This is a genomic window from Skermanella aerolata KACC 11604, assembly GCF_000936425.1.
GTDB lineage: Bacteria > Pseudomonadota > Alphaproteobacteria > Azospirillales > Azospirillaceae > Skermanella > Skermanella aerolata.
In genome coordinates this window covers 1-21343 of sequence record NZ_AVFK01000049.1, presented here as the reverse complement: position 1 = coordinate 21343, position 21343 = coordinate 1, and the positions used below count along the sequence as shown (strand labels likewise).

At 62.7% G+C, this 21343-nt stretch carries 24 protein-coding genes and 4 tRNA genes; 15 read left to right on the top strand and 13 right to left on the bottom strand.

Features of this window, described 5'->3' with window-relative positions; all coding sequences use genetic code 11:
- Positions 1 to 15 precede the first annotated feature (15 nt).
- The gene (locus tag N826_RS33135) at positions 16 to 1266 is read right to left on the bottom strand and encodes a sarcosine oxidase subunit beta family protein (protein ID WP_044436140.1); all 1251 of its coding nucleotides are present in this window, start codon (positions 1264 to 1266) and stop codon (positions 16 to 18) included.
- Between the two features lie 148 nt (positions 1267 to 1414).
- Here N826_RS33135 and yddG point away from each other — a divergent pair, with 148 nt between their 5' ends.
- Positions 1415 to 2335 carry an aromatic amino acid exporter YddG gene (yddG, locus tag N826_RS33130; RefSeq protein WP_044436138.1) on the top strand — a complete coding sequence of 307 codons (921 nt, stop codon included), beginning with the start codon at positions 1415 to 1417 and terminating at the stop codon, positions 2333 to 2335.
- A gap of 494 nt (positions 2336 to 2829) precedes the next feature.
- On the opposite strand, the gene N826_RS33125 is transcribed toward yddG, so the two are convergent.
- The 3 genes from N826_RS33125 to N826_RS33120 form a co-directional block, all read right to left on the bottom strand.
- Complete coding sequence (locus N826_RS33125) at positions 2830 to 3285, bottom strand: hypothetical protein (RefSeq protein ID WP_044436136.1); 456 nt, start codon at positions 3283 to 3285, stop codon at positions 2830 to 2832.
- Between the two features lie 104 nt (positions 3286 to 3389).
- Positions 3390 to 4079 (bottom strand): hypothetical protein, encoded by a 690-nt coding sequence (locus N826_RS43690; RefSeq protein WP_147041166.1) that lies wholly within the window; start codon positions 4077 to 4079, stop codon positions 3390 to 3392.
- A gap of 80 nt (positions 4080 to 4159) precedes the next feature.
- On the bottom strand, positions 4160 to 4381 hold the full coding sequence (locus tag N826_RS33120; RefSeq protein WP_147041167.1) for a hypothetical protein: 222 nt from the start codon (positions 4379 to 4381) through the stop codon (positions 4160 to 4162).
- 477 nt (positions 4382 to 4858) lie between these two features.
- Between N826_RS33120 and N826_RS33115 the strand changes: the two genes are divergently transcribed.
- The 9 genes from N826_RS33115 (at position 4859) to N826_RS33075 (ending at position 8617) form a co-directional block, all read left to right on the top strand.
- Positions 4859 to 5017 carry a hypothetical protein gene (locus N826_RS33115; protein ID WP_244619733.1) on the top strand — a complete coding sequence of 53 codons (159 nt, stop codon included), beginning with the start codon at positions 4859 to 4861 and terminating at the stop codon, positions 5015 to 5017.
- Positions 4995 to 5333 (top strand): type II toxin-antitoxin system PemK/MazF family toxin, encoded by a 339-nt coding sequence (locus N826_RS33110; protein ID WP_211099450.1) that lies wholly within the window; start codon positions 4995 to 4997, stop codon positions 5331 to 5333. The genes N826_RS33115 and N826_RS33110 overlap by 23 nt, the downstream gene beginning before the upstream one ends.
- 71 nt (positions 5334 to 5404) lie before the next feature.
- A complete protein-coding gene (locus N826_RS33105) occupies positions 5405 to 5647 on the top strand; it encodes a ribbon-helix-helix domain-containing protein (RefSeq protein ID WP_244619734.1) in 243 nt (80 codons plus the stop codon).
- A 191-nt stretch (positions 5648 to 5838) separates the two neighbouring features.
- The gene (locus tag N826_RS33100; RefSeq protein WP_044436132.1) at positions 5839 to 6093 is read left to right on the top strand and encodes a type II toxin-antitoxin system Phd/YefM family antitoxin; all 255 of its coding nucleotides are present in this window, start codon (positions 5839 to 5841) and stop codon (positions 6091 to 6093) included.
- A 78-nt stretch (positions 6094 to 6171) separates the two neighbouring features.
- Positions 6172 to 6528: a type II toxin-antitoxin system PemK/MazF family toxin gene (locus tag N826_RS33095; RefSeq protein WP_211099449.1), complete on the top strand. Its 357-nt coding sequence runs from the start codon at positions 6172 to 6174 to the stop codon at positions 6526 to 6528.
- 139 nt (positions 6529 to 6667) lie between these two features.
- Positions 6668 to 6877, top strand: a complete 210-nt coding sequence (locus N826_RS33090) for an antitoxin (protein ID WP_244619735.1) — start codon at positions 6668 to 6670, stop codon at positions 6875 to 6877.
- A 468-nt stretch (positions 6878 to 7345) separates the two neighbouring features.
- Positions 7346 to 7537 (top strand): hypothetical protein, encoded by a 192-nt coding sequence (locus tag N826_RS43685; RefSeq protein ID WP_147041168.1) that lies wholly within the window; start codon positions 7346 to 7348, stop codon positions 7535 to 7537.
- 84 nt (positions 7538 to 7621) lie between these two features.
- Entirely contained in the window at positions 7622 to 8236 is a 615-nt protein-coding gene (locus tag N826_RS33080) for a glutathione S-transferase family protein (protein WP_044436124.1), read from the top strand.
- 96 nt (positions 8237 to 8332) lie between these two features.
- Positions 8333 to 8617 (top strand): hypothetical protein, encoded by a 285-nt coding sequence (locus tag N826_RS33075; RefSeq protein ID WP_044436122.1) that lies wholly within the window; start codon positions 8333 to 8335, stop codon positions 8615 to 8617.
- Positions 8618 to 8706: 89 nt separating this feature from the next.
- Here the strand turns inward: N826_RS33075 and N826_RS33070 are convergent, their stop codons facing one another.
- Positions 8707 to 9495, bottom strand: coding sequence for an SDR family NAD(P)-dependent oxidoreductase (locus N826_RS33070; protein ID WP_044436121.1), 789 nt, complete (start codon positions 9493 to 9495; stop codon positions 8707 to 8709).
- Positions 9496 to 9651: 156 nt separating this feature from the next.
- Positions 9652 to 10212, bottom strand: coding sequence for a hypothetical protein (locus N826_RS33065; RefSeq protein WP_044436119.1), 561 nt, complete (start codon positions 10210 to 10212; stop codon positions 9652 to 9654).
- 379 nt (positions 10213 to 10591) lie between these two features.
- On the opposite strand from N826_RS33065, the gene N826_RS33060 reads away from it, so the two are divergent.
- From N826_RS33060 to N826_RS33050, 3 genes are all read left to right on the top strand, one after another.
- Complete coding sequence (locus tag N826_RS33060) at positions 10592 to 11965, top strand: MFS transporter (protein WP_044436118.1); 1374 nt, start codon at positions 10592 to 10594, stop codon at positions 11963 to 11965.
- A gap of 127 nt (positions 11966 to 12092) precedes the next feature.
- A complete protein-coding gene (locus tag N826_RS42285) occupies positions 12093 to 12383 on the top strand; it encodes a helix-turn-helix domain-containing protein (protein ID WP_244619736.1) in 291 nt (96 codons plus the stop codon).
- Positions 12380 to 13720 carry a type II toxin-antitoxin system HipA family toxin gene (locus N826_RS33050; RefSeq protein ID WP_063772355.1) on the top strand — a complete coding sequence of 447 codons (1341 nt, stop codon included), beginning with the start codon at positions 12380 to 12382 and terminating at the stop codon, positions 13718 to 13720. The genes N826_RS42285 and N826_RS33050 overlap by 4 nt, the downstream gene beginning before the upstream one ends.
- 17 nt (positions 13721 to 13737) lie before the next feature.
- On the opposite strand, the gene rpsA is transcribed toward N826_RS33050, so the two are convergent.
- The 3 genes from rpsA to aroA all read right to left on the bottom strand — a co-directional run bounded on the left by rpsA (position 13738) and on the right by aroA (position 17680).
- Positions 13738 to 15462, bottom strand: a complete 1725-nt coding sequence (gene rpsA / locus N826_RS33045; RefSeq protein ID WP_044436117.1) for a 30S ribosomal protein S1 — start codon at positions 15460 to 15462, stop codon at positions 13738 to 13740.
- A 141-nt stretch (positions 15463 to 15603) separates the two neighbouring features.
- Entirely contained in the window at positions 15604 to 16269 is a 666-nt protein-coding gene (gene cmk / locus N826_RS33040) for a (d)CMP kinase (RefSeq protein ID WP_044436116.1), read from the bottom strand.
- 52 nt (positions 16270 to 16321) lie between these two features.
- Positions 16322 to 17680 (bottom strand): 3-phosphoshikimate 1-carboxyvinyltransferase, encoded by a 1359-nt coding sequence (gene aroA / locus N826_RS33035; protein WP_044436115.1) that lies wholly within the window; start codon positions 17678 to 17680, stop codon positions 16322 to 16324.
- A 224-nt stretch (positions 17681 to 17904) separates the two neighbouring features.
- On the opposite strand from aroA, the gene N826_RS33030 reads away from it, so the two are divergent.
- Both N826_RS33030 and N826_RS33025 read left to right on the top strand, forming a co-directional pair.
- Positions 17905 to 18303, top strand: coding sequence for a TIGR02300 family protein (locus N826_RS33030; RefSeq protein ID WP_044436114.1), 399 nt, complete (start codon positions 17905 to 17907; stop codon positions 18301 to 18303).
- A gap of 198 nt (positions 18304 to 18501) precedes the next feature.
- Positions 18502 to 18577: transfer RNA gene (locus N826_RS33025), tRNA-Ala, on the top strand.
- Positions 18578 to 18705: 128 nt separating this feature from the next.
- Here N826_RS33025 and N826_RS33020 read toward each other — a convergent pair.
- The 4 genes from N826_RS33020 to N826_RS33005 all read right to left on the bottom strand — a co-directional run bounded on the left by N826_RS33020 (position 18706) and on the right by N826_RS33005 (position 21064).
- Complete coding sequence (locus N826_RS33020; protein ID WP_244619737.1) at positions 18706 to 20073, bottom strand: ribonuclease J; 1368 nt, start codon at positions 20071 to 20073, stop codon at positions 18706 to 18708.
- Positions 20074 to 20654: 581 nt separating this feature from the next.
- A tRNA-Tyr gene (locus N826_RS33015) sits at positions 20655 to 20740 on the bottom strand.
- Between the two features lie 37 nt (positions 20741 to 20777).
- Positions 20778 to 20853 (bottom strand) — tRNA-Ala (locus N826_RS33010).
- 136 nt (positions 20854 to 20989) lie between these two features.
- A tRNA-Gly gene (locus N826_RS33005) sits at positions 20990 to 21064 on the bottom strand.
- Positions 21065 to 21343: the final 279 nt, after the last annotated feature.

The following is a 21343-nucleotide window of genomic DNA, read 5'->3' as shown; positions in this document are numbered from 1 at the left end:
GTCGGTTCCTCGGTCTTAGTGGGCGACGGCGGCGGCGCCGTGTTCGTCGATCAGGTAGCCGGTCTCGAAGCGGTTCAGCCCGAAGGCGGCGTTCAGCGCGTGCGGCTGCCCCTGAGCCAGCGTGTGGGCGAAGACGAAGCCCGAGCCGGGTGTCGCCTTGAAGCCGCCTGTCCCCCAGCCGCAGTTGATGAACAGGTTGTCCACCGGCGTCTTCGAGATGATCGGGCTGGCGTCCGGGCAGACATCGACGATGCCGCCCCACTGGCGCAGCATGCGCAGCCGGCTGAAGATCGGGAACAGCTCCAGCAGTGCGCCCATCTGGTGCTCGATCACGTGGAAGCTGCCACGCTGGCCATAGGAGGTATAGGCATCGACGCCGGCCCCGATCACCAGCTCGCCCTTGTCGGACTGGCTGACATAGACGTGGACGGCGTTGGACATCACGACGCAGTCGATCACCGGCTTGACCGGCTCCGACACCAGGGCCTGGAGCGGGTGGCTTTCGACCGGCAGGCGGATATCGGCCATCTCGGCCAGCACGCTGGAATGACCGGCGGCGACGATGCCGACCTTGCCGGCCTTGATGTAGCCCATGCTGGTGTCGACGCCCACGACCTTGCCGCCCTCGCGGCGGATGCCCTTGACCTCGCAGTTCTGAATGATGTCGACGCCGCGTGCGCTGGCGGCACGGGCGAAGCCCCAGGCGACCGCGTCGTGGCGGGCAGTGCCGGCGCGGCGCTGCAAGGTGCCGCCCATGATCGGGTAGCGGACTTGGCGCGAGTCATTGATGATCGGGCAGAATTCCTTGACCTGTTCGGTCGTCAGCCACTCGCTGTCGATGCCGTTGAGGCGGAGTGCGTGGACCCGGCGCATCGCTTCGCGCACGTCGCCCAGGTTATGGGCGAGGTTCAGCACGCCGCGCTGGCTGAACATGATGTTGTAGTTGAGGTCCTGGCTCAGGCCTTCGTAAAGCTGGAGCGACTTCTCGTACAGGGCGGCGCTTTCGTCCCACAGGTAGTTGGACCGGATGATGGTGGTGTTGCGGCCGGTATTGCCGCCGCCCAGCCAGCCCTTTTCCAGCACGGCGACATTGGTGATGCCGTGTTCCTTGGCAAGGTAATAGGCCGTCGCCAGCCCGTGCCCGCCGCCGCCGATGATGATGACGTCGTAGCTGTCCTTGGGACGGTTGTCGCGCCACGCCCGGTCCCAGTTCTGATGATGGGACAGCGCGTTCTTCACGAGGGAGAAAATCGAATACTTTGCCATGCCAGCCTCACCTGTCCCTTGGTCCCGGACCTTGTCCTGCCCTTGGGCCGAAGGGTATGGCGGAACGGGGTCGGACTGCTAGAATGCAGCAGCCGATTCGGCATAACAAAAGCGACATCCGTTCCTTATCAAGCGTCAGAAATCGACAATGAGCAGTTCTTCCACCGTTGGCGCGACAACAAGCCCCGCCGCCGGCCGCGCCACGCTGATCGGTATTTCCGCGATCCTGATGTGGGCGCTGCTGGCGCCGCTGACGGCGCTAACCGGCACCCTGCCTCCGTTCCAGACGGTGGCGGTCGCATTTGCCATCGGCGGAGTGACGGGGATCTGCGGCACACTGGCGGGACGGCGCGATCCGCTTCGCGCCCTGCGGCAGCCGGCCGCCGTCTGGCTGCTGAACGTGGGCGGGCTGTTCGGCTTCCATTTCCTGTACTTCCTGTCGCTGAAATCAGCGCCGGCGGTGGAAGCCAACCTGATCAACTACATGTGGCCGCTGTTCATCGTGCTGTTCTCGGCCCTGCTGCCGGGCGAGCGTTTGCGCTGGTGGCATATCGCGGGAGCCCTCGCCGGGCTGGCCGGTACGGGGCTGCTGGTGACGAAGGGCAGCGGTTTCACGATCCGCACCGAGTATCTGGCCGGCTACGTCGCGGCGCTGGGCAGCGCCCTGATCTGGACGACGTATTCGCTGCTGAACCGGCGCTTCGGCAAAGTGCCGACCGACGCGGTTTCCGGCTTCTGCCTCGTCACGGCGGCTCTGGCGCTGGGGTGTCATCTGGCGTGGGAGACGACGGTCTGGCCGGACGACGGGATCGGCTGGCTGGCGCTGGCCGGGCTTGGGATCGGGCCGGTCGGAGCCGCCTTCTTCGCCTGGGACCATGGGGTCAAGCGCGGCGACATCCGGGCGCTGGGTGCCCTGTCGTATGCGTCGCCGCTGCTGTCCACGCTGCTGCTGATCGGCTTCGGGCTGACGCCGGGTCACTGGACGGTCTGGGCGGCGTGCGGGCTGATCGTCGGCGGAGCCTTGCTGGCGAGCCACGAGGTGGTGACGGGGCGGCGGGGGACGCGCTGACGTGGGCGTCTCCAGAACGCTGATTTAGGCGTTCTAATGCATCTCGCGGGTGTTCTCCTCCACCCAACCGTCATCCCAAGACTTGATCTTGGCATCTCCCGGCGAAACTTGCCGGGATGACTTCAACCTGAAGACGCGAAGACTACGGCAGCCGCATCCACCCCGCCGGCGTGACGCTGTCCTCCGCAACACGGCAACTCCTTCAAGCATCGGGCTCCAAGGACCGGACCAACGCCTGACCCGGCGTCATGGCCCAACTCGACGCCGATCCCGGCCAAGCCGAAGCAGCCCCTTCAGAATGCCCGGAGTGCTCGTGGCGACAGGGACAGGAACACGGATGGACACGAATAACCACGGATGGGTTGCGCAATCGGCAAGTCGCGGCAGGACCGCCCCATTGACCGCTCCCGGAACGACGCGCCGCAAACCGTAACGAACCGCAAGCCGCAACCGTGCTCCGGCAGCGGAGACAACCCGCCGCCGGGGCTTCCGGGTCAGGCGTCGGTGGCGGCTTTGTCAGGGCCGATCATCAACGCCATCAATTCCCGCTCGATCCGGTGCTTGTCGGCCAACAGGCCGCTGCGCCGCCGCTCGATCACGTCGAGGCCGGTGCGGCTGAACCATTCCTTCTGAACGTTCCGCCGGTCGTGCCACGCATCGAGAAGAACCCGATGCCGCCGATCCGCTTCCACCCGGCTTGCGGAGCCGGGCGCTGCGCCGTACTTGGAAAACAGGACAAAGTCCGTCTGCGACGGGCGGAGCGGCATGGAAGGCGGCAGCCCGAGCGCCTTCAACTCCGCCCGCGTCCATTCCGGCCACCGCGACGCGCCCTTGCCCGCCGTGACCGGCCGGAAGCGGAGCGGGATCGCCGGAAGCATCCTGGCACGGGCGGCTTCGACTTCGCGAAGCTGAACGCCGGTATCGCGGTAGCTGTCCAGCAGGGCGAGCACGCTTGCCGGAACACCGCCGGGGGAAGCTCCGGAGCCAAGACTCCGTAAGGATTGCTATCTATGTTTCATCACTCCGACACCTTTGTTCACTGATTGTCGTCTCTTTATCGGCTTGTGTGTGATATGCGTTTTCCCATGCCTTCAAAAGTAGCTTCCTTGAAGAAGTGTCTGCGACCTTTTGAAGTAAATTTCATATAATCTTCTTGAAAAACCAGGGAAATTACCGCTTCTGGAACGCCAAACCGCTCAGATATATCAGATAGTTTGACTTTCCTATTTTGATAATTCTCGACCAGCAGTAAACGAAATTCAATGGGCACGAGCAGTTCAATTGCTGCAACTAGAGCTGAATCCTCGATAAGTCCTTGAATACATATTTTTTGTGAGTCATCAAATGGGTTTTCACTGAGAATGTGCTCAACCTGATTTAATAACTGCTCTTGCGTTGATGCACGAGACGAAGGCAAATCCTGCCATAAAATATGGCATAATTCTTTACAGGCAACTAGCCTACTCCACTCGGGTTCAAGGTCAGATCGGATAAATATTCGAGCGAGCATAGAGCTTTCTGTGTATATTCCTATCTCAATCGGTATTAACTTAAAAAAACCTTCAATCAATCCATTCTTGTTGGGGCGCTTCTGGAATGAATGGAACTCCACTTCATCAATCGAGCTGTCTGCAACGATGATACTAGCAATCGAATTTAGGTCGTATGGGTGACGATCATACAAGCCAGCTCGGTGAACCTTGGCAAGAAGATTATCAATTCGTCTGAACAGAGGGTCGCTCACAGGGGAATCCAAAAATAGGGCGGATCATATGACCCGCCCTTTATATCTCACAAATTCAGATTAGTCTAGAGGATATACCTCTAGAGAGGGTGGCTGAAAAAACCATACTGCTGGAGGGGACGCGGAAACTCCGCAAGCTTTTCAGTGCGCTCAGCTTCGATATCGTCCTCAATCCGGTTGGCGTCGGCGAAAAAGTCCTCGATTGTCACGCCGGTACTCCGGCGGACAAAGAACTTTATGTCGATCAGTCCATTCTTTTTCATGACATCAAACCGGGCGAGAAACTTTTCTTGCTCGGTCATGGTATATACTCCCCAAAAAAAGTTTCGCTTGAACCTGCTTGGCTCAAGCTCTCTGTCCAAAACAATTTATGCTGAACTTGTCAAAAAGTCAACATTTCATGTTGACTTTCTAATACAAGTATGCAGGCGCACCTTGCGAGGTAAGGCTGGCGCATAATGCACATCATCTGGTGAGTTTGGCAAGCGAACGGCGTTCGCGTTGATATATCTTGTGGTGTCGGAATCAAGGCTGCTAGCCAACAAGTGTTATTTTTGAATATCAGAATTGCGTTTTTGGTATTCCTTGAGGCGTTGAGGGGACCCAATAGGAGAACGAAAGCGGTCAGAGTGATTGAGCGTACGTTCGCCAGTCCCCAAAGCTGTTTGACCCAGGCACCGTAACGCATTGCAATCCGAACCGCATCGCGGATATGGAAATGGCAAATGCCGGCAGCGGATCGAATGAGAGCCATGCGGGAGCGGCGGCGGATGCGGGGTATGCGTGAGGTGCGGCTGAGCCTGCTGGATGCCCGGTTGGAAGCTGTTCGGCGTCTTGTTGCTGGTGAGGTGGCTGCCCTTAATCCCGGAGCTGAGTCCGAGGCATTGGACTGGATCGAGGCGGTCTCCGAGTTCGATGACGGCGATGAAGCGCGGTGACGTAGTCGTTGTCGCCGCAGCGGGTGACTATGGCAAGCCCCGACCGGCGGTGATCGTCCAGACCGATGCGTTCCCGGCGGAGCATGCATCGGTCGTCGTGTGCCAGATGACCTCGGAACTGGCCGACGCGCCGCATTTTCGGGTGACCATAGAGCCCAAAACCAACAACGGCTTGCGCTCGAAATCTCAGATAATTGCTGACGAACCGGTAACGATCCGACGAGAGCGCATTGGGCAGCGGATCGGTCGGCTCGGCGCTGCGGACATCGTGAACCTGAATGTCGCCCTTGCTTTCGTCATGGGTATTTCAGACTGAGAAGACATGGGTCGAAGCAGGCACGATCGACCCTCCGGCAAGCTTTGCGGGCCGAATCGCGCTGATATACCATGCAGATATTGGATATCGGAGTGACCATGAGAATCCTGATTGACCTTGGAGAAGCGCAGGTCCAGGCGCTTGACGAACTGGCGCATAAGGAAAAGCGGTCGCGTGCCGCAGTTATTCGTCAGGCCATCGACGAATATCTCATCCGGCGTCGCAAGCTTGACCAACTGGATGCCTTCGGCCTCTGGGGCGAACGCAAGATTGATGGGCTGGCATATCAGGAACAGGTGCGCGGCGAATGGTGAAGTCGCTGTGCGATACGAACATCCTGATGGGATTGCCTTAATATGAAAAAGGACCATTGAGGCGCGACAGGGCGCTTTACAAGCTCCATCGGCTCCCGACAACCGCCCATGCCTGCTTCTGAACAAATGCTGCCTTTTCATGCGTATCATGCAATATCCATAGTTTGCAGGGTGAACGGGAGCCAACCATCATGATCGTCCCGGCGGCTGAGTTTCAGCGCAACATTGGAACTTATCAGGATCGTGCCCTGATCGAGCCCGTGTTCGTGACCCGGAATGGCCGGGAAAAGACCGTGCTCCTGTCAGTGGAGGAGTACCGCCGTCTCAAGCGGCGGGACCGGGAAGTATTGGCTGTCGAGCATCTGAGTGATGCCAATTTGAACGCCATCGCCACGGCGGAAGTATCGGCCGAGTTCAGCCACCTTGACGCTGAACTGGAAAGCTGAGTGCCTTTCCCTACTCCCCGGCCTGGTCTGGTCATCGACTATTCATATCTTTGGCTGGCCAAGCACCGGCAAGGACAGGTGGAGGGAACCCAGGACCAGCCCTGCGTCATCATGCTGGCGACTGAGGGCGCGGCCAATGGAACGGTCATTACAGTCGCCCCGATCACCCATAGCCCTCCACAGGACGACGCCGCTGTGGAAATCCCGGCTGCGACCAAACAGCGCCACGGTCTTGATGCGGAGCGTTCATGGGTTGTCATCAGCGAGGTTATTCGATTTGTTTGGGCCGGACCGCACCTGCGGCCGATTTCAAGAGAGAACGCTGGCCGGTTCGACTATGGCATGCTGCCTCCGGCCTTGTTCACGCGGATCAGGAACCTTTTGGTCGAGAATGCCAGGCAACGCCGAATCGGTCTCGTTGTTCGGCAGGAATAAGCTCCGCGCAAGGGACAGGTCGGAATGAGCTGAACTGAGCGGGTCGGCAACCGGCGTGCCGGGTCGCATCCCGACATCTCCGTTGCACAAGGGCGGTCGATTCGCGGCATATGTCGAGGCACAGACTTGGAGTATACCGGTGGAATTCGAACTTCCTGGCGATGAAGCCATCCTGCCCCGTGAAGGCGACGGGTTGGTGATCGAACCGCCGCCAAAGCGCCGGCTTCTCGATCTGCTGGCCACATGGGAACCGTTGGACGACGAGTTCCCGGAGATCGCCGACGAACCGGTCAAACCCGAGGATATGGAACAATGGGGTCGGGGTGATTTAAACTCACCGATAAGGTAAAAGCCCGAAACTCGCGTTTCGGGCTTTTAGTCAGCTACCTTACGGTGACCTCGTAGGTCAGACCTGAGAAAGGCATAGCAGCAATCGGCATTAATTGAAAATTGAAATAAGCCGGGCAAAGGCTGCCCTGATGAATGATACGGCTCCGACTAAGAGTTGCTGACTATCGTTGACTGGCAACGCTACAGCGAACTCCGTTATCGACCCATCGGCAGAGTCGATGATCAGATTATTTAAATGGCTTATACAAAGGGCTAAAGAATTTGACCGGTGAAGACGCTCCTGCCGTAGGTCGGTCTAAAGCGAAGCGGCAGCCGACAAGCAGGCGCGTCTATGTCGGCTGCCGCTTCGCTTTAGACCGACCTACGCAGCTGAAAGTATTCGCATAGATCAATCTCTTCGACCCTTGGTATTTTTTTGTGCGGACTGAGGTCTACCGGATCATCAGCGCCAGGAAGGCAAGCAGGAATGAGCGAAAGTACTATCGTGCGTTACCAGCCGGGCCATGATCCCAAACCGGTCGGCAAGACGGATTGGCAACGCCTTCGCGCCATGAGCGATGAAGAAGTTGAGGCGAATGCCGCTTCTGACCCGGCCAATCCGCCCTTGACGGAAGATCAACTGGCCCATGCATTTCGACCAAGCCACCCGATGCGGTAATCTGGCCGGGGCGGATGGCCGCAGGACGGCGGGGCGTCCGGGCATGCTACCGTTTCACTCCGGTTCCAGCAGCGGGAGTGATCGATGAGGCTCTACATGACGCCCGGTTCGTGTTCGACCGGGATACACATCCTGCTGGAGGAGATCGACAATCCCTTCGAGGCGGCGATCGTCAACCTGCCAGCGGGCGATCAGTTCAAGCCTGACTATGTCGCGATGAACCCGAAATCCACCATCCCGACGCTGCTTCGCGACGACGGGACGGCGCTGACGGAGTTTCAGGCCATCGCCTACTGGCTGGCGCGGACCAACCCCAGGGCGAAGCTGATGCCGGGCGATCCAGACGGCGACGCTTTGGTGATGGAGGTGATGGACTATGTCGTCGGCACGATCCACATGCAGGGCTTCGCGCGGATCTTCACTACATCCGCCTTCACGGCTGATGAAGCTGCCTTCGACGCTGTCAAGGCGCGCGGCCGGGAGATCGCGGTCAAGGGGCTCGGGCTGATGGATGCGGTGCTTGAGGGCAAGGACTACGTCGCCGGGGCCTTCTCCATCGCCGATGCCGCCCTGTTCTATGTCGAGTTCTGGGCCGACAAGACCGGCATCGACCTGCCGGCGAACTGTCTGGCGCACTACCGGCGGATGCGGGAACGGCCGGCGGTCCACCGCGTGCTGAGGGAGGAAGGCTACCGCTGACGACCCGTTCCGGCAGGCCAGGAACCACAAGTCGGTAACATGCGAAGGTTTCGGCTGTTGGTGATGGGTTGAGCACTCAGTTGGAAAGATCAAACCATGGCCGCCAATAAGCCGGAAGACCGCCAGCCGGAAAACCTTCAGCCGGAAGAAAGTGAAATCGACAGCTACGTCAGCGAGAAGGAAGAGGAAGGCCGCCGGATCAACGAGGGCAAAGCGCATAAGCCGGACGAGCCCGAAAGCCGGAGCTTCAGGGGAATGCAGGCGACGCGCGCGGTGATGCGGGACGCCGACCGGGACGTTCCGCCCGACGCGGAAGGTCAGGAGCGCTCCGGCCACATCGAGCAGACGATCACGCCGGACGGCGGGACGCAGACTCGCTAAGCCCGGCGCGCTGAAGACGGCGCGCCGAGGCGGCGGAGCGCCGGGGATGGTTGGGGCGCTCCGCCGATCGTATTGACTCGCTCAGGCGCTCACGCAAAGACCATGCCGCCGTCCACCAGCAGGGATTGGCCGGTCATGAAGTCGCTGTCGGCGGATGCCAGGAAGCGGGCGACGCCGACGAGGTCCTGGGGAGTGGATGGCCGGCCGAGCACGGCAATGCCGGCGAAGGTGTCAAAGGCCTCGTTCTCCCGGGACGTCAGGCCATGCTCGCGGAAGCCGCCGTCGATCACCTTCCACATATCGGTAGCGACCACGCCGGGGCAGATCGCGTTGACGTTGATGCGGTCCTTGCCGAAGGCGCGGGCGGCGGCTTGGGTCAGGGCCACGACGGCGAACTTGCTGGCAGAGTAATGGGCCAGCGGTTCATAGCCCTGCTTGCCGGCTATCGACGCCGTGTTGACGACCTTGCCGCCGCCGCCTTGGGCCTGCATCCGGCGGATCGCCTCCTGCATGCAGATCATCACGCCAAGCGCGTTGACGTCGTTGACGAAGTGCCAGTCGTCCTCGGTTATGTCGAGGAACGGCTTGGTCTGGGCGACGCCGGCATTGTTGAAGATCACGTCGAGCCGGCCATGCTCCTGTACCGTCCGGTCGATCATGGCGCGGACGCTTTCGCGCTGGCGGACATCGACCGCGACGCCGACCGCGGCGCCGCCAGCGCCGCGGATCTCGGCCGCGACCTTCTCGGCGGCTTCTCCGGACAGGTCGGCGACGGTGAGGCGGGCGCCGTCGGCGGCAAGGCCGCGCGCGATTTCCGCGCCGATCCCGCGTCCGGCGCCGGTTACGACGATGCTCTTGTTTTCAATGTTCGTTGGCATGGCTTTTCCTCCTTGTACCATGCCGGTGCAGCAAACATCGGGCCAATGACTGCACAAATCGCAATGTCCATTCAAAACATGATGTTACCGCCCTTGGCCGATGTCGTGAGGATGTGTCATGACGGTGACGAATGCTACAAGCGTCGCGGCCCGATGCTACGACTGTTGCGCGGTCCGAGGGCCTTCTTCCTCGGGAGCTTCACGTTCCTCCTCCCTCTCTTCCTTGGCCTCGGCATCGTTCTTCGGTTCCTTGCGGGGGCCGCCGGTCTCGATCTCGACCTCGATGCTGAGGCGCTGGAAGATGCCGAGGCCGACGATCAGGGTGACGCCGACGAACATCAGCAGGGTCGGATAGAGCATCATGCTCATGTCCTGCTTGGCTGCCTCGAAGACGGCGACCAGCGCTTCCAGGAAGACCGCTATCGCTATCGTGGAGATGAACTTGGTCAGGCTGCGGCGGGCTTCGCCGGCGTGGCGCAACTCGCGCGCCCGGATCGCCTCCTCCTCCAGCAGGTATTTGCCGACGTCGAAGACGGCGATCGAGATGATCGTGTAGCCGACCGCTTCCAGCAGGACCGAGCCGATGTTATCCGCCGACTGGCCGATGGCCTGGGCGACGCCCCAGCCGGCGTAGCAGATCAGCGCGCCTGCCAGCAGGATCAGGAAGATGCTGGCAATGCCGAACACCAGCCGCGCGATGAAATCGAGCAGACGCATGTCAGCGGCTCCCTCGGGAAACGGGCCGCGGGGACTGGATCGGCTTCGGCATCGTCACGGCGTTTTCTCCAAATAGGGGGCAAGTCCTTCGCATTGGTGGTGCATGAACACGCGATGGGGCGAAACGGCTCAAATCGGCTGGGCGCAGTCCATTAATGGAAACGAAGCATCCCGGTAAACCGTGGGGGGGGTCGCCGTCGAGCGTGATGGAGGACGCGGTACAGGCGCTGATCCGCACGACGCAGCACGAGTTCCCCGTGGTGGATCGGGCGGCCTAAGGCGACGAGTTGGGGCTTGTCACAAGCGCCGACTAACCCTCACCATTGTTAATGGGACTCCGGCAATCAGGCGCCGGAGTCATGAGGGGCTTGCTTCAAGAATGAATCCTGCGGATGGACTTCCGGTACCGCAACGGTACTGGGCTGTTTCGGCGATCGCGATCGCACTCACCATGGCGGTTCTCGACAGCTCGATCGCGAATGTCGCCTTACCGACCATTTCAAAAGAGCTGAATATCCGGCCGGCCGATTCGATCTGGATCGTCAATGCCTACCAGCTTGCAGTTACGGTCTCGCTGTTCCCGCTGGCGTCGCTGGGCGACATCTTCGGGTATCGGCGGGTTTACTTGAGCGGGCTCGCGGTGTTCACCGTGGCGTCGCTGGCCTGCGCGATGTCGGATTCGCTGCTGACCCTGACGCTGGCGCGCATCGTCCAGGGTTTGGGCGCCGCCGGCCTGATGAGCGTGAACATCGCGCTGATCCGGTTCATCTATCCATACAAGTTGCTGGGACGCGGCGTCGGCTATAACGCGTTGATCGTCGCGGTGTCCTCCGCCGCCGGTCCAAGCGTCGCGGCGTTGATCCTGTCCGCCGCGTCGTGGCAATGGCTGTTCGCGATCAACGTGCCGCTGGGCCTGCTGGCGCTGTTCGTCGCGTGGCGGGCCTTGCCGGAAACTCCGCATGCCGACCGGAAGTTCGATGCACTCAGCGCTTTGCTGAATGCCCTGACTTTCGGTCTGCTGATCGTCGGCATCAAGGGGCTGGACGACAGCCAGCATACGGCGCTGGTCGTTGCGGAACTCGGCGGGGCCTTGGTGCTGGGGTATTTCCTGATCAGGCGGCAGTTGTCGCAGGAAGCACCCCTGCTGCCGGTCGACCTGCTGAAGCTGCCGGTGTTCGCGCTGTCGGTAGTTACTTCCGTCTGTTCGTTCGGGGCACAGAGCATCGCCTATGTCTCCCTGCCCTTCTACTTCCAGGACGTCATCGGCCGGTCGCAGGGAGAAACCGGGCTGCTGATGACGCCGTGGCCGCTGGCTATCGCCGTCATAGCGCCCATTTCGGGCCGGCTGGCGGACCGCTACGATCCGGGAATCCTGGCGGCTGCCGGGTTGGGCGTGCTGGCGGCGGGCCTGGGGCTGCTCGCCATGATGCCGGCGGACCCGACGCTGGCCGATATCTCCTGGCGGATGGCGCTTTGCGGACTGGGTTTCGGGCTGTTTCAGTCGCCGAACAACAAGGTGCTGATCACCAGCGCGCCGAGGGAGCGTAGCGGCGGGGCCAGCGGAATCCAGGCGACGGCCCGGCTGCTGGGCCAGACCTTGGGAGCGGCGCTGGTCGGGCTGATCTTCGGGCTGGTCCCCGATCATGGCCGCGGGACGATCATCGCGGTCGGGCTGGCGGCCGGTGCGGCGGCGCTGGCGGGAGTCGCCAGTGGGCTGCGGCGGTTCACGGCGCCACAGGGGCAGAGTGGATAGCGGGAGCCAAAAGATGCCGGGATAAGCGCACGCCGCGATCGATTGGTCTTCCCGCTCGGGAAGATAAGGTCTTGACCCGGTTATGGTACTGGATCATCTTACCGAGCGGGAAGATAGGGGGTGGGTCGTGGAGATCATCGATTCAGCCAACCGCCTCGGCGGCTTGATCCGATTGCGCCGACAGGCGCTTGGGCTGACGCAGCGTGACCTCGCCCTTGCCGTCAACGTCGGCGAGCGATTCATCGTCGATCTGGAGAGCGGCAAGCCGACTTGCCAGCTTGGCAAGGCTCTTGCCGTCGCCAGAGGTGTCGGCATCCAGTTGACCGACGCTGCTCCAGCCTTGTCCGGGGGTGAGCTTACAGCCGACGGACCCGCCGACGCCTACCCTGACCTTCCCGATATCGGAGGGGACGCTTGAACACTCTACCGATCTATTATGAAAGCTTCCTCGTCGGGAACATCACGTTTGCCGAGGATGGCCCCTCCTTCACCTATGATCCCCGCTGGCCGAAGACGCGGGGAGCCTTCCCGGTGTCGCTGGGAATGCCGCTGGACCCCAGCCCCTTTGCCTCGGGAACGCTGCTGCCGTGGCTGGCCAACCTTCTGCCGGAAGAGGGCAATCTTCTCGCCATAGGACGAAACCTCGGCGTTTCGCCGCAGGATACCATCGGAATCCTGGAGCGGATCGGCCGGGACACGGCAGGAGCCCTGACCATCGGGCGGCTGCGGGAAGGAGATATTCCCGGTTATCGGCCGATTTCCGGCGAGGTTGGTCTTGAGCGGATCATCGATGAGCTTCCGGCCAAACCGTTCCTGGCGGGCGAAGACGGCGTGTCGATGTCGCTGGCCGGCGCCCAGGATAAGCTGCCCGTCGCGCTGATGGCGGATGGAACGCTCGGAATTCCGGTCAACGGGGCACCGTCCACTCATATCCTGAAGCCCGATGCGCAGCGGCGGCTTTGGGGAAGCGTGCAGAACGAGGCCCTGTGCATGACGCTCTCCGCTCTTTGCGGACTGAAGACCGCGAAGGTGTCGATCGGCAAGGCCGGGGAGCGAAGTTATCTGCTCGTGACCCGCTACGACCGCGTGGAGCGGAACGGGCAGCGCCTTCGCATCCATCAGGAGGACTTCTGCCAAGCGCTCGGCAAGCCGCCGGGGGCGAAGTACGAACGGAACCGTTCGGGCGTCAAAGGGCCACGCCTTGTCGACATGTTCGCGGTGGTGGACACTCACCTGACGGCGGCCGATCGCACCCGGCTGCTCGACGCCGTCATCTTCAACATCCTGATCTGCAATACGGATGCTCACGCGAAGAACTACAGCATCCTGCTCACGGGCCGGGGGTTCTCGCTGGCCCCGCTCTACGATCTCATGTGCGCGGCGACATGGGAGACCGTCACCAGGAACTTGTCGCAGACGATCGCGGGCAAGGACAGGGGCGACTACGTGATGGGACGCCACTGGCAACGGATGGCCGGCGAGTGCGGGTTCAACCGCACCATGATCCTGCAACGGGTCGAAGCCCTTGCCGAAAAGACTCGCCGGAATATCCCGCAGGCGGTCGAGTCGGTCAGGGCCATGCCCGGCGGTGACCATCCGCTGCTGGGCGACTTTGCCGCCGCGATCGAATCTCGCTGCCGGACCGTGGTCCGTAACCTCGCCCATGTCGAGGACATCGGTGATAGCGGCGGTGAAGATGACATGGAAAAGGCCGCCGCGATTGCTCGCGGCGGCCCCTTTCAGACCAAAGCTTGAACGGGAGACGAGGGGGATTAATCCTCGCTCTGCTCCTTGCTCTGGGCGCGGCGGAGGGCCGCGCCGAGAATGTCGCCGAGGCTGGCGCCCGAGTCCGAGGACCCGAATTCCTGCATGGCCTGCTTCTCTTCTTCGACTTCCTTGGCCTTGATCGACAGGCTGATGCGACGACCGCCGCGATCGACCTGGGTGACCTTGGCATCGACCTTTTCACCGACGGCGAAACGGTCCGGACGCTGTTCGGAACGCTCACGCGACAGATCGGACTTGCGGATGAAGCCGGAGAACCCGTCGGCGACCGCGACTTCGATACCGCCATCGGTGATGGCCGTAACGGTCGTGGTGACGACGTCACCCTTCTTCATGCCGGCAGCGGCGCTCTCGAACGGATCCGAGGAGAGCTGCTTGATGCCCAGGCTGATGCGCTCTTTCTCGACGTCGACGTCGAGAACCTTGACCTTGACCTGATCGCCCTTCTTGAACTCGGCGATGGCTTCTTCGCCCGACTTGTTCCAGTCGATATCGGACATGTGGACCATGCCGTCGATATCGCCGGGCAGGCCGACGAACAGGCCGAACTCGGTGATGTTCTTGACTTCGCCTTCCAGCTCCGTACCGCCGGGGAACTTGTCCACGAAGGACTCCCACGGGTTGTCCAGGCACTGCTTGAGGCCCAGGCTGATGCGACGCTTCTGGGGATCGACGTCCAGCACCATGACTTCGACTTCCTGAGAGGTCGAAACGATCTTGCCGGGATGGACGTTCTTCTTGGTCCAGGACATCTCGGAGACGTGCACGAGACCTTCGATCCCCGGCTCCAGCTCCACGAAGGCGCCGTAGTCGGTGATGTTGGTGACGCGGCCCTTGAACTTGGCCCCGACCGGGTACTTGGCTTCCACGCCTTCCCACGGATCGGCCTCAAGCTGCTTCATGCCGAGGCTGATGCGCTGGGTTTCCGGGTTGAAGCGGATGACCTGGACCGTGACGGTCTGGCCGATCTGGAGGGCTTCCGACGGATGGTTGATGCGGCGCCACGCGATGTCGGTGACGTGCAGCAGGCCATCGACGCCGCCGAGATCGACGAACGCGCCGTAATCGGTGATGTTCTTGACGACGCCCTGGAGAACCTGGCCTTCCTTGAGGTTGGCGACCAGTTCGGACCGGGCCTCGGCGCGGCTCTCTTCGAGCACGGCGCGGCGGGACACCACGATGTTGCCGCGCGAGCGGTCCATCTTGAGGATCTGGAACGGCTGGGGAGTGCCCAGCAGCGGGGAAATGTCGCGGACCGGACGGATGTCCACCTGGCTGCCCGGCAGGAACGCCACGGCGCCGGAGAGATCGACCGTGAAGCCGCCCTTGACCCGCCCGAAGATCACGCCGGTGACGCGGGACTGATCGTTGAACGACTTCTCCAGCAGCGTCCAGGCTTCTTCGCGCTTGGCCTTTTCGCGGGACAGGACGGCTTCGCCGTTCTTGTCTTCCATCCGCTCAAGGTAGACTTCGACCGTGTCGCCGGGCTTCAGTTCGACGTTGCCGCCGGGGCCGCCGAATTCCTTGAGGGCAACACGGCCTTCAGACTTCAGGCCGACGTCGATAAGCACGTTGTCGTTTTCGATCGAGATGACACGGCCTTTGACGACGGTACCTTCCAGGCTGTCGCTGGTGCCGAGCGTCTCCTCGAGCAATGCGGCGAAGCTCTCCATTCCGCCAAAGCTCTCGGATCTAGCTGCTGCTTGTGCCATTGAAACTCCTAAGGTTGATCATATAGCCGCCCCCGAACCGTCGGCATCCGATGGTTGAAACGGAATGGGGACCGCCGCGCCGGACCTCATGTCCGGCGACTTTATTTTCTAATCCTGGACGGCGCTGGCTCGGCAGCAGGCCTACGCACAATGATCGGAGAGGCCGGTTTTGGAGCAGATGAAAGATATCGCCGCGTCGAGTGCCTGATCGGCGTTCATTGACGAGGTGTCAAGCAAAAATGCGTCGGCAGCCGGCTTGAGCGGGGCCACCGCTCTCTGGCTGTCGCGCGCATCTCGTTCTCTCATGTCCTCCAGGACGGCTGCATATATAACCGGGACGCCGCGTTCCCGCAACTCTTTCAGGCGCCGCTCGGCCCTTGCCTCTACCGATGCGGTGACGAACAGCTTGGCGTCGGCGTCGGGGCAGACGATCGTGCCGATATCGCGGCCGTCCAGCACCGCGCCGCGCGCATTACCGGGGGGATACGCGGCGAAATCGCGCTGGAATGCCAGCAGCGCTTCCCGCACCGCCGGGACGATCGCAACCTGGGACGCGGCGGAGGCGACTTCGTCGGCGCGGAGCGCCGGGTCGGCCAGGACCAGGGGCGTGGTTTCCGGGTGCAGGGCATAGGCGGCCTCGGTCGCCTGGGCGGCGTCGGAGGGATTGCCGCCGGCGCGCAGGACGGCGAGGCCGACGGCGCGGTAGAGCGAGCCGGTGTCGAGATGGGCGAAATGCAGGCGGTCGGCCAGCCGGCGCGACAGCGTACCCTTGCCGCTGGCGGCCGGTCCGTCGATGGCGATGACCATTGCTGTGGGCCGTGCGTCGGGCATGGGATACCTCATCGGGATTGCTCGCGTATCATGCGGTGGGCCGGGCGGCAGACTGGGTGTTCGGGAGAGAGATGCGGGCGCCGAGGCCGTTCATCAGGTCCACAAAGCCGGGGAAGCTGGTGTCGATGAAGCCGCTGTCGTCCACCGCGACCGGCTCGGCCGAGGCCATGCCAAGCACCAGGAAGCTCATGGCGATGCGGTGGTCCATGGCGGTCGCTACGGTGGCGCCTCCCGGCGGTACGCCGGCGCCGTGGACGGTCAGGCTGTCGGGGCCGGCTTCGACGCCGACGCCGCAGGCGTCCAGGCCGTTGGCGACCATGGCGAGGCGGTCGCTTTCCTTGACGCGAAGCTCGGCAAGGCCGTGCATTGTGGTGGTGCCCTCGGCACAGGCGGCGGCGATGGCGAGGATCGGGTACTCGTCGATCATCGACGGCGCGCGGTCGGGCGGGACGGCGACGGCGGTCAGGGCGCTGTAACGGACGCGGAGGTCGGCGACGGGTTCGCCGGCTTCGACCCGGCGGTTCAGGAAAGTGATGTCGGCGCCCATCTCGATCAGGGTGTCGTAGAGACCGGTGCGGCGCGGGTTCATGCCGACATCGGTCAGGGTGATGTCGGAGCCGGGGCGGATCAGGGCCGCGACGGTCAGGAAGGCGGCGGAGCTGGGGTCGGCGGGAACGTGGACCGGGCGGCCGGTGATCTCCGGCTCGCCGGTGATCGAGACGGCGAGCGCGCCCCCTTCGATCCGCTCGGTCTTAACGGTAGCTCCGAAGTGGGTCAGCATAAGCTCGGAATGGTCGCGGGTCGGTTCCGCCTCGATCACGGTGGTGACGCCGGGGGTATTGAGGCCGGCCAGCAGGATCGCGGACTTGACCTGGGCGGAGGCGACCGGCAGGCGGTAGGTAATCGGAACAGGGTTCTCGGTGCCGATGACGGCCAGCGGCAGGCGGCCGCCGGTGCGGCTGACGAAGCTGGCGCCCATCTGCTCCAGCGGGGTGGTGACCCGCGCCATCGGGCGCTTGGCGAGGCTGGCGTCGCCGGTGAAGAAGGTCGTGATCGGGTGGCTGGCGACCAACCCCATCATCAGGCGGGCCGCCGTGCCGCTGTTGCCCATGTCGAGAACCTGATCGGCCTCGACCAGGCCGCCGATGCCGACTCCGCGAACGCGCCAGATCCCGTCGTCGCTCCTGGTGATGTCGGCGCCAAGCGCCCGCATGGCGGCGGCGGTGTGGAGCACGTCCTCGCCGGTCAGCAGGCCGTGGATCGTGGTCTCGCCGACGGCGATGGCGCCGAACATGATCGCGCGGTGGGAGATCGACTTGTCGCCCGGCACCCGGACGGTCCCGGACAGCGGGCCGGTTTTGACGGATTGGAGCGGCCTGGGCGCCATGGGTCTGTTTCCCCTCTGGATGGGTGCGGCGGTAGCGGTGCGGCTGGTAGGGCGGGTTCCTAGCACAGATGGGCATCGGGGGTAAGGGGACGCGCTGGCGGAGCAGGCGCATCGGGCGGTTCAGCAATTAGATTTTGACATCTCGGTGACGGCATGGCAGACGGGCGTGCTTTGACGAATTTCCATATGCGTACGCGCGTATAGTAGAGACCGGAGGATAAGGCGTGGCGAAACCAGAATGGGGAACCAAACGCATCTGCCCCAGTTGCGGAGCGCGCTACTACGACCTGCAAAAGGACCCGCCGGTTTGCCCGAGCTGCGGCACGACGTTCGACCCTGAAGCGCTTCTGAAGTCCCGCCGGGCCAGACCGGCTCCGGTCGAGGAAGTGGTCAAGAAGGTTGCACCCGAGTCGGAGGACGATGAGGAAGCGGCGGACGCCGGCGAGACCGAATTGGAGGAAGTCGACGACGAAGCCGCCGTGGACGACCTGGAAGAAGACGCCGACGAACCCGTCCAGGAAGAAGAAGAGGACGACGTTCTGCTGGAAGACGCTTCCGAGCTGGGTGACGAGGACGACATGGGCGAAGTGGTCGATGTCGAGAACGACGACGAGGAGCGCTGAGGACGGCCCTGGCGGTCCGGTGCCCGGGTGAAGGGCCGCTCCCGAAGAAATCTGCTGAAGAAATCGACGAGAGCGTATTTTTCACTTGAATGAGGGTGCCGGTTTGAGGATATTCCCCGGCACCGCGACGCCGGGTGGTTCCCCAAACCGCCGTAACGGATGCCGCAGCGAGATAGATCTTAATAAGATCAAGAGATTGGGGCCATAGCTCAGCTGGGAGAGCGCTACAATGGCATTGTAGAGGTCAGCGGTTCGATCCCGCTTGGCTCCACCAAACAGAAAAGGCCTCGACCGCCGATGCGGTCGAGGCCTTTTCTGTTTTGCGGTGCTGGTATTCGGTAGGGCGACATCCCCGCAACTGGATTTCTCCGAAGCCGCGGGGACGTGGGCCGTTCAGCATTATCAGGCGGCGGCGTGGGTGTGGTTGAGACCCTTGTGCTCGGCCCGCTGCTCGGCGCGGATGCCGAAGGTCGCTTCGACCGAGCCCGCCCAGGGGAGCAGGAACTGGCCGTCGTTGACCAGACGGTGCGGCTCGATATGGTCGATGACGGAGGTGTTGACCTCGGCCAGACGTATCACGTCGCCGTCCTCGGGCACCAAGGCACGCTCGACGCCGCAGCCGCGCGCGAGGCGGGCATGGGCTTCCAGGTGGTGGATCTCGCCGTGGACCGGCACCGCGAAGCGCGGGCGGATCAGTTCGTACATGCGGGTCAGGTCGCCGCGCGCCGGATGGCCGGAAACGTGGACCGGGGCATCCGACGGCGTGACGATGCTGACGCCCATCCTGGTCAGCAGCTCGTAGATCGCGCCGATCGCGTCCTCGTTGCCTGGAATGGTCCGGGCGGAGAAGATCACGGTATCGCCGGCCTGGAGCGCCAGCGAGCGGTGCTCGGCGCGGGCGATCTTGCTGAGGGCCGAACGCTCCTCGCCCTGGCTGCCGGTGCAGATCAGCACGAGGTTGCGGCGGGGAATGCTCGACGCTTCCGACAGGCTGAGGAAGGGCTGAAGCCCGTCCAGGTAGCCGCAGGCGCGGGCGGCTTTCTCCATCCGCAGAAGCGAGCGGCCGGCGAGCACGACCTTGCGGTCGTTGGCGGCAGCGGCCTCGGCGATGCCCTTCATGCGGGCGACGTTGCTGGCGAAGCAGGTAACCGCGACGGCGCCCCGGCGTCCCCGGAAAGCATCGACCAGACCGGCACGGGCCTGGCCTTCGGAGCCGGTGGAGCCTTCGACCTGCGCGTTGGTGCTGTCGCAGACCATGGCCAGCACCCCCTCGTCGCCAAAGCGTTTGAGAGCCGCGAAGTCCGTGCTCTGACCGACCAGCGGTTCCGGATCGAACTTCCAGTCGCCGGTGTGCAGCAGGTTGCCGGCGCGGGTGCGGATCGCGAGCGAGACCGGTTCCGGCACCGAGTGGGTGACGGCGATCGCCTCGATGTCGAACGGACCGATGCGGAAGCGCCCGCCGATCGGGAAGGTGTTGACCTGGACGGCGCGGGCGACGCCGGCTTCCTTCAGGCGCTCGCGGATTAGGTGAGTCGCGAAGGGAGTGGCGTAGATCGGGCATTCCAGCCGAGGCCAGAGGTGGTGGATGGCGCCGATGTGGTCTTCGTGGGCATGGGTGACAACGAGGCCGACGACGTCGTCCATCCGCTCTTCGATGAAGGCCGGATCGACCATGAAAGACTGGACTTCCGGCATGTCGTCGCCGCCGAAGGCAACGCCGGCATCGACGATCAGCCATTTGCCGGCATGACCGTAGAGGGTCATGTTCATGCCGATGCGGTTGCAACCGCCGAGAGGCAGGAAGATGATCTCGTCGGTACCGGGGACCGGGCCACGTACGGGGCCGGCATTGGGAGTACGGGCAGCTTGATTGGTTGCCTGAGTACGGGGGGCTTGAGTGCGGGGGCTGGGAGTACGTGCAGCGGCGGGGGCCGCCGTTCTGGCTGGAACCGTCGGCGACGTGGAGATCAGGGGCTGTTCCCCGACACCGAGATCCTGAGCGCTACGGACGGATAAGGTGGATGTCCGCGAACGGCGGCGATCCCTTGGACTTCTCATGCAGTTTGTTCTTTCTTGCTTGCGTCGGAAATCAGGCGGATTGAAACCACGGATTTCGGACCGGTTTAAAATGACGCATCGTCTGAATGCGCCCACTGAATTTCGGAAAACTTTTGGAAAAGCTTGATGAGTGGCCGAAAATACGGCCAAACGCCGATCAAGCCGGCAGTGCGGATCCAGTCTCGGACGAACTGGAGATACGAGACGAAAACGGAAAAACGAATAACCCGGCTGCTCTGACCGCCACCGCATATGCGGAACGATCTGAGAACCGGGTGCGATGATCGGGTTCATGGTGGAGGGGGCTGGATTCGAACCAGCGTACGCTATCGCGGGCAGATTTACAGTCTGCTGCCTTTAACCACTCGGCCACCCCTCCGGATGGATCGAACTTGAGGCCCCTGAGGGGAAGGTAGTGGTGGAGCCAAGCGGGATCGAACCGCTGACCTCTACAATGCCATTGTAGCGCTCTCCCAGCTGAGCTATGGCCCCAATCTCTGGAACACCCATGTCGATGGGCGATGTCGTCGTGTCGTGTCTCGTGTCGGTACCGCTCACCGGCAACTCCCCTGCCCTACGCGGCGCCTGCACTTGCGGCTGCCGATCAGGTCTTACGTGGATGAAGCGATGGAGCGGGCGAAGGGATTCGAACCCTCGACCCCAACCTTGGCAAGGTTGTGCTCTACCCCTGAGCTACGCCCGCGAATTTCGTGTGGTGTGTCTGTCGTAGTCGTGTGTCGTATCGGCACTTGGTTGCCGGGCATTCACCTTCCCGGCCCTCGATCGGTCCCACTTCGACCGTATGGGTCGCAGCTTCGTTCCCTCCTGAGGTCCCCGCGCTTCCAGTCCTTGAACGTACGGGACTGCGGATCCGGGTATCCTGGCGTAGCGCCGCTGACGCGGACTGCTTGGGCCAATGCTACCCTAATAACTGTGGTTGAAGGTAATATTTTCAACCGTCCTGCTCGAACTATCGTACCTG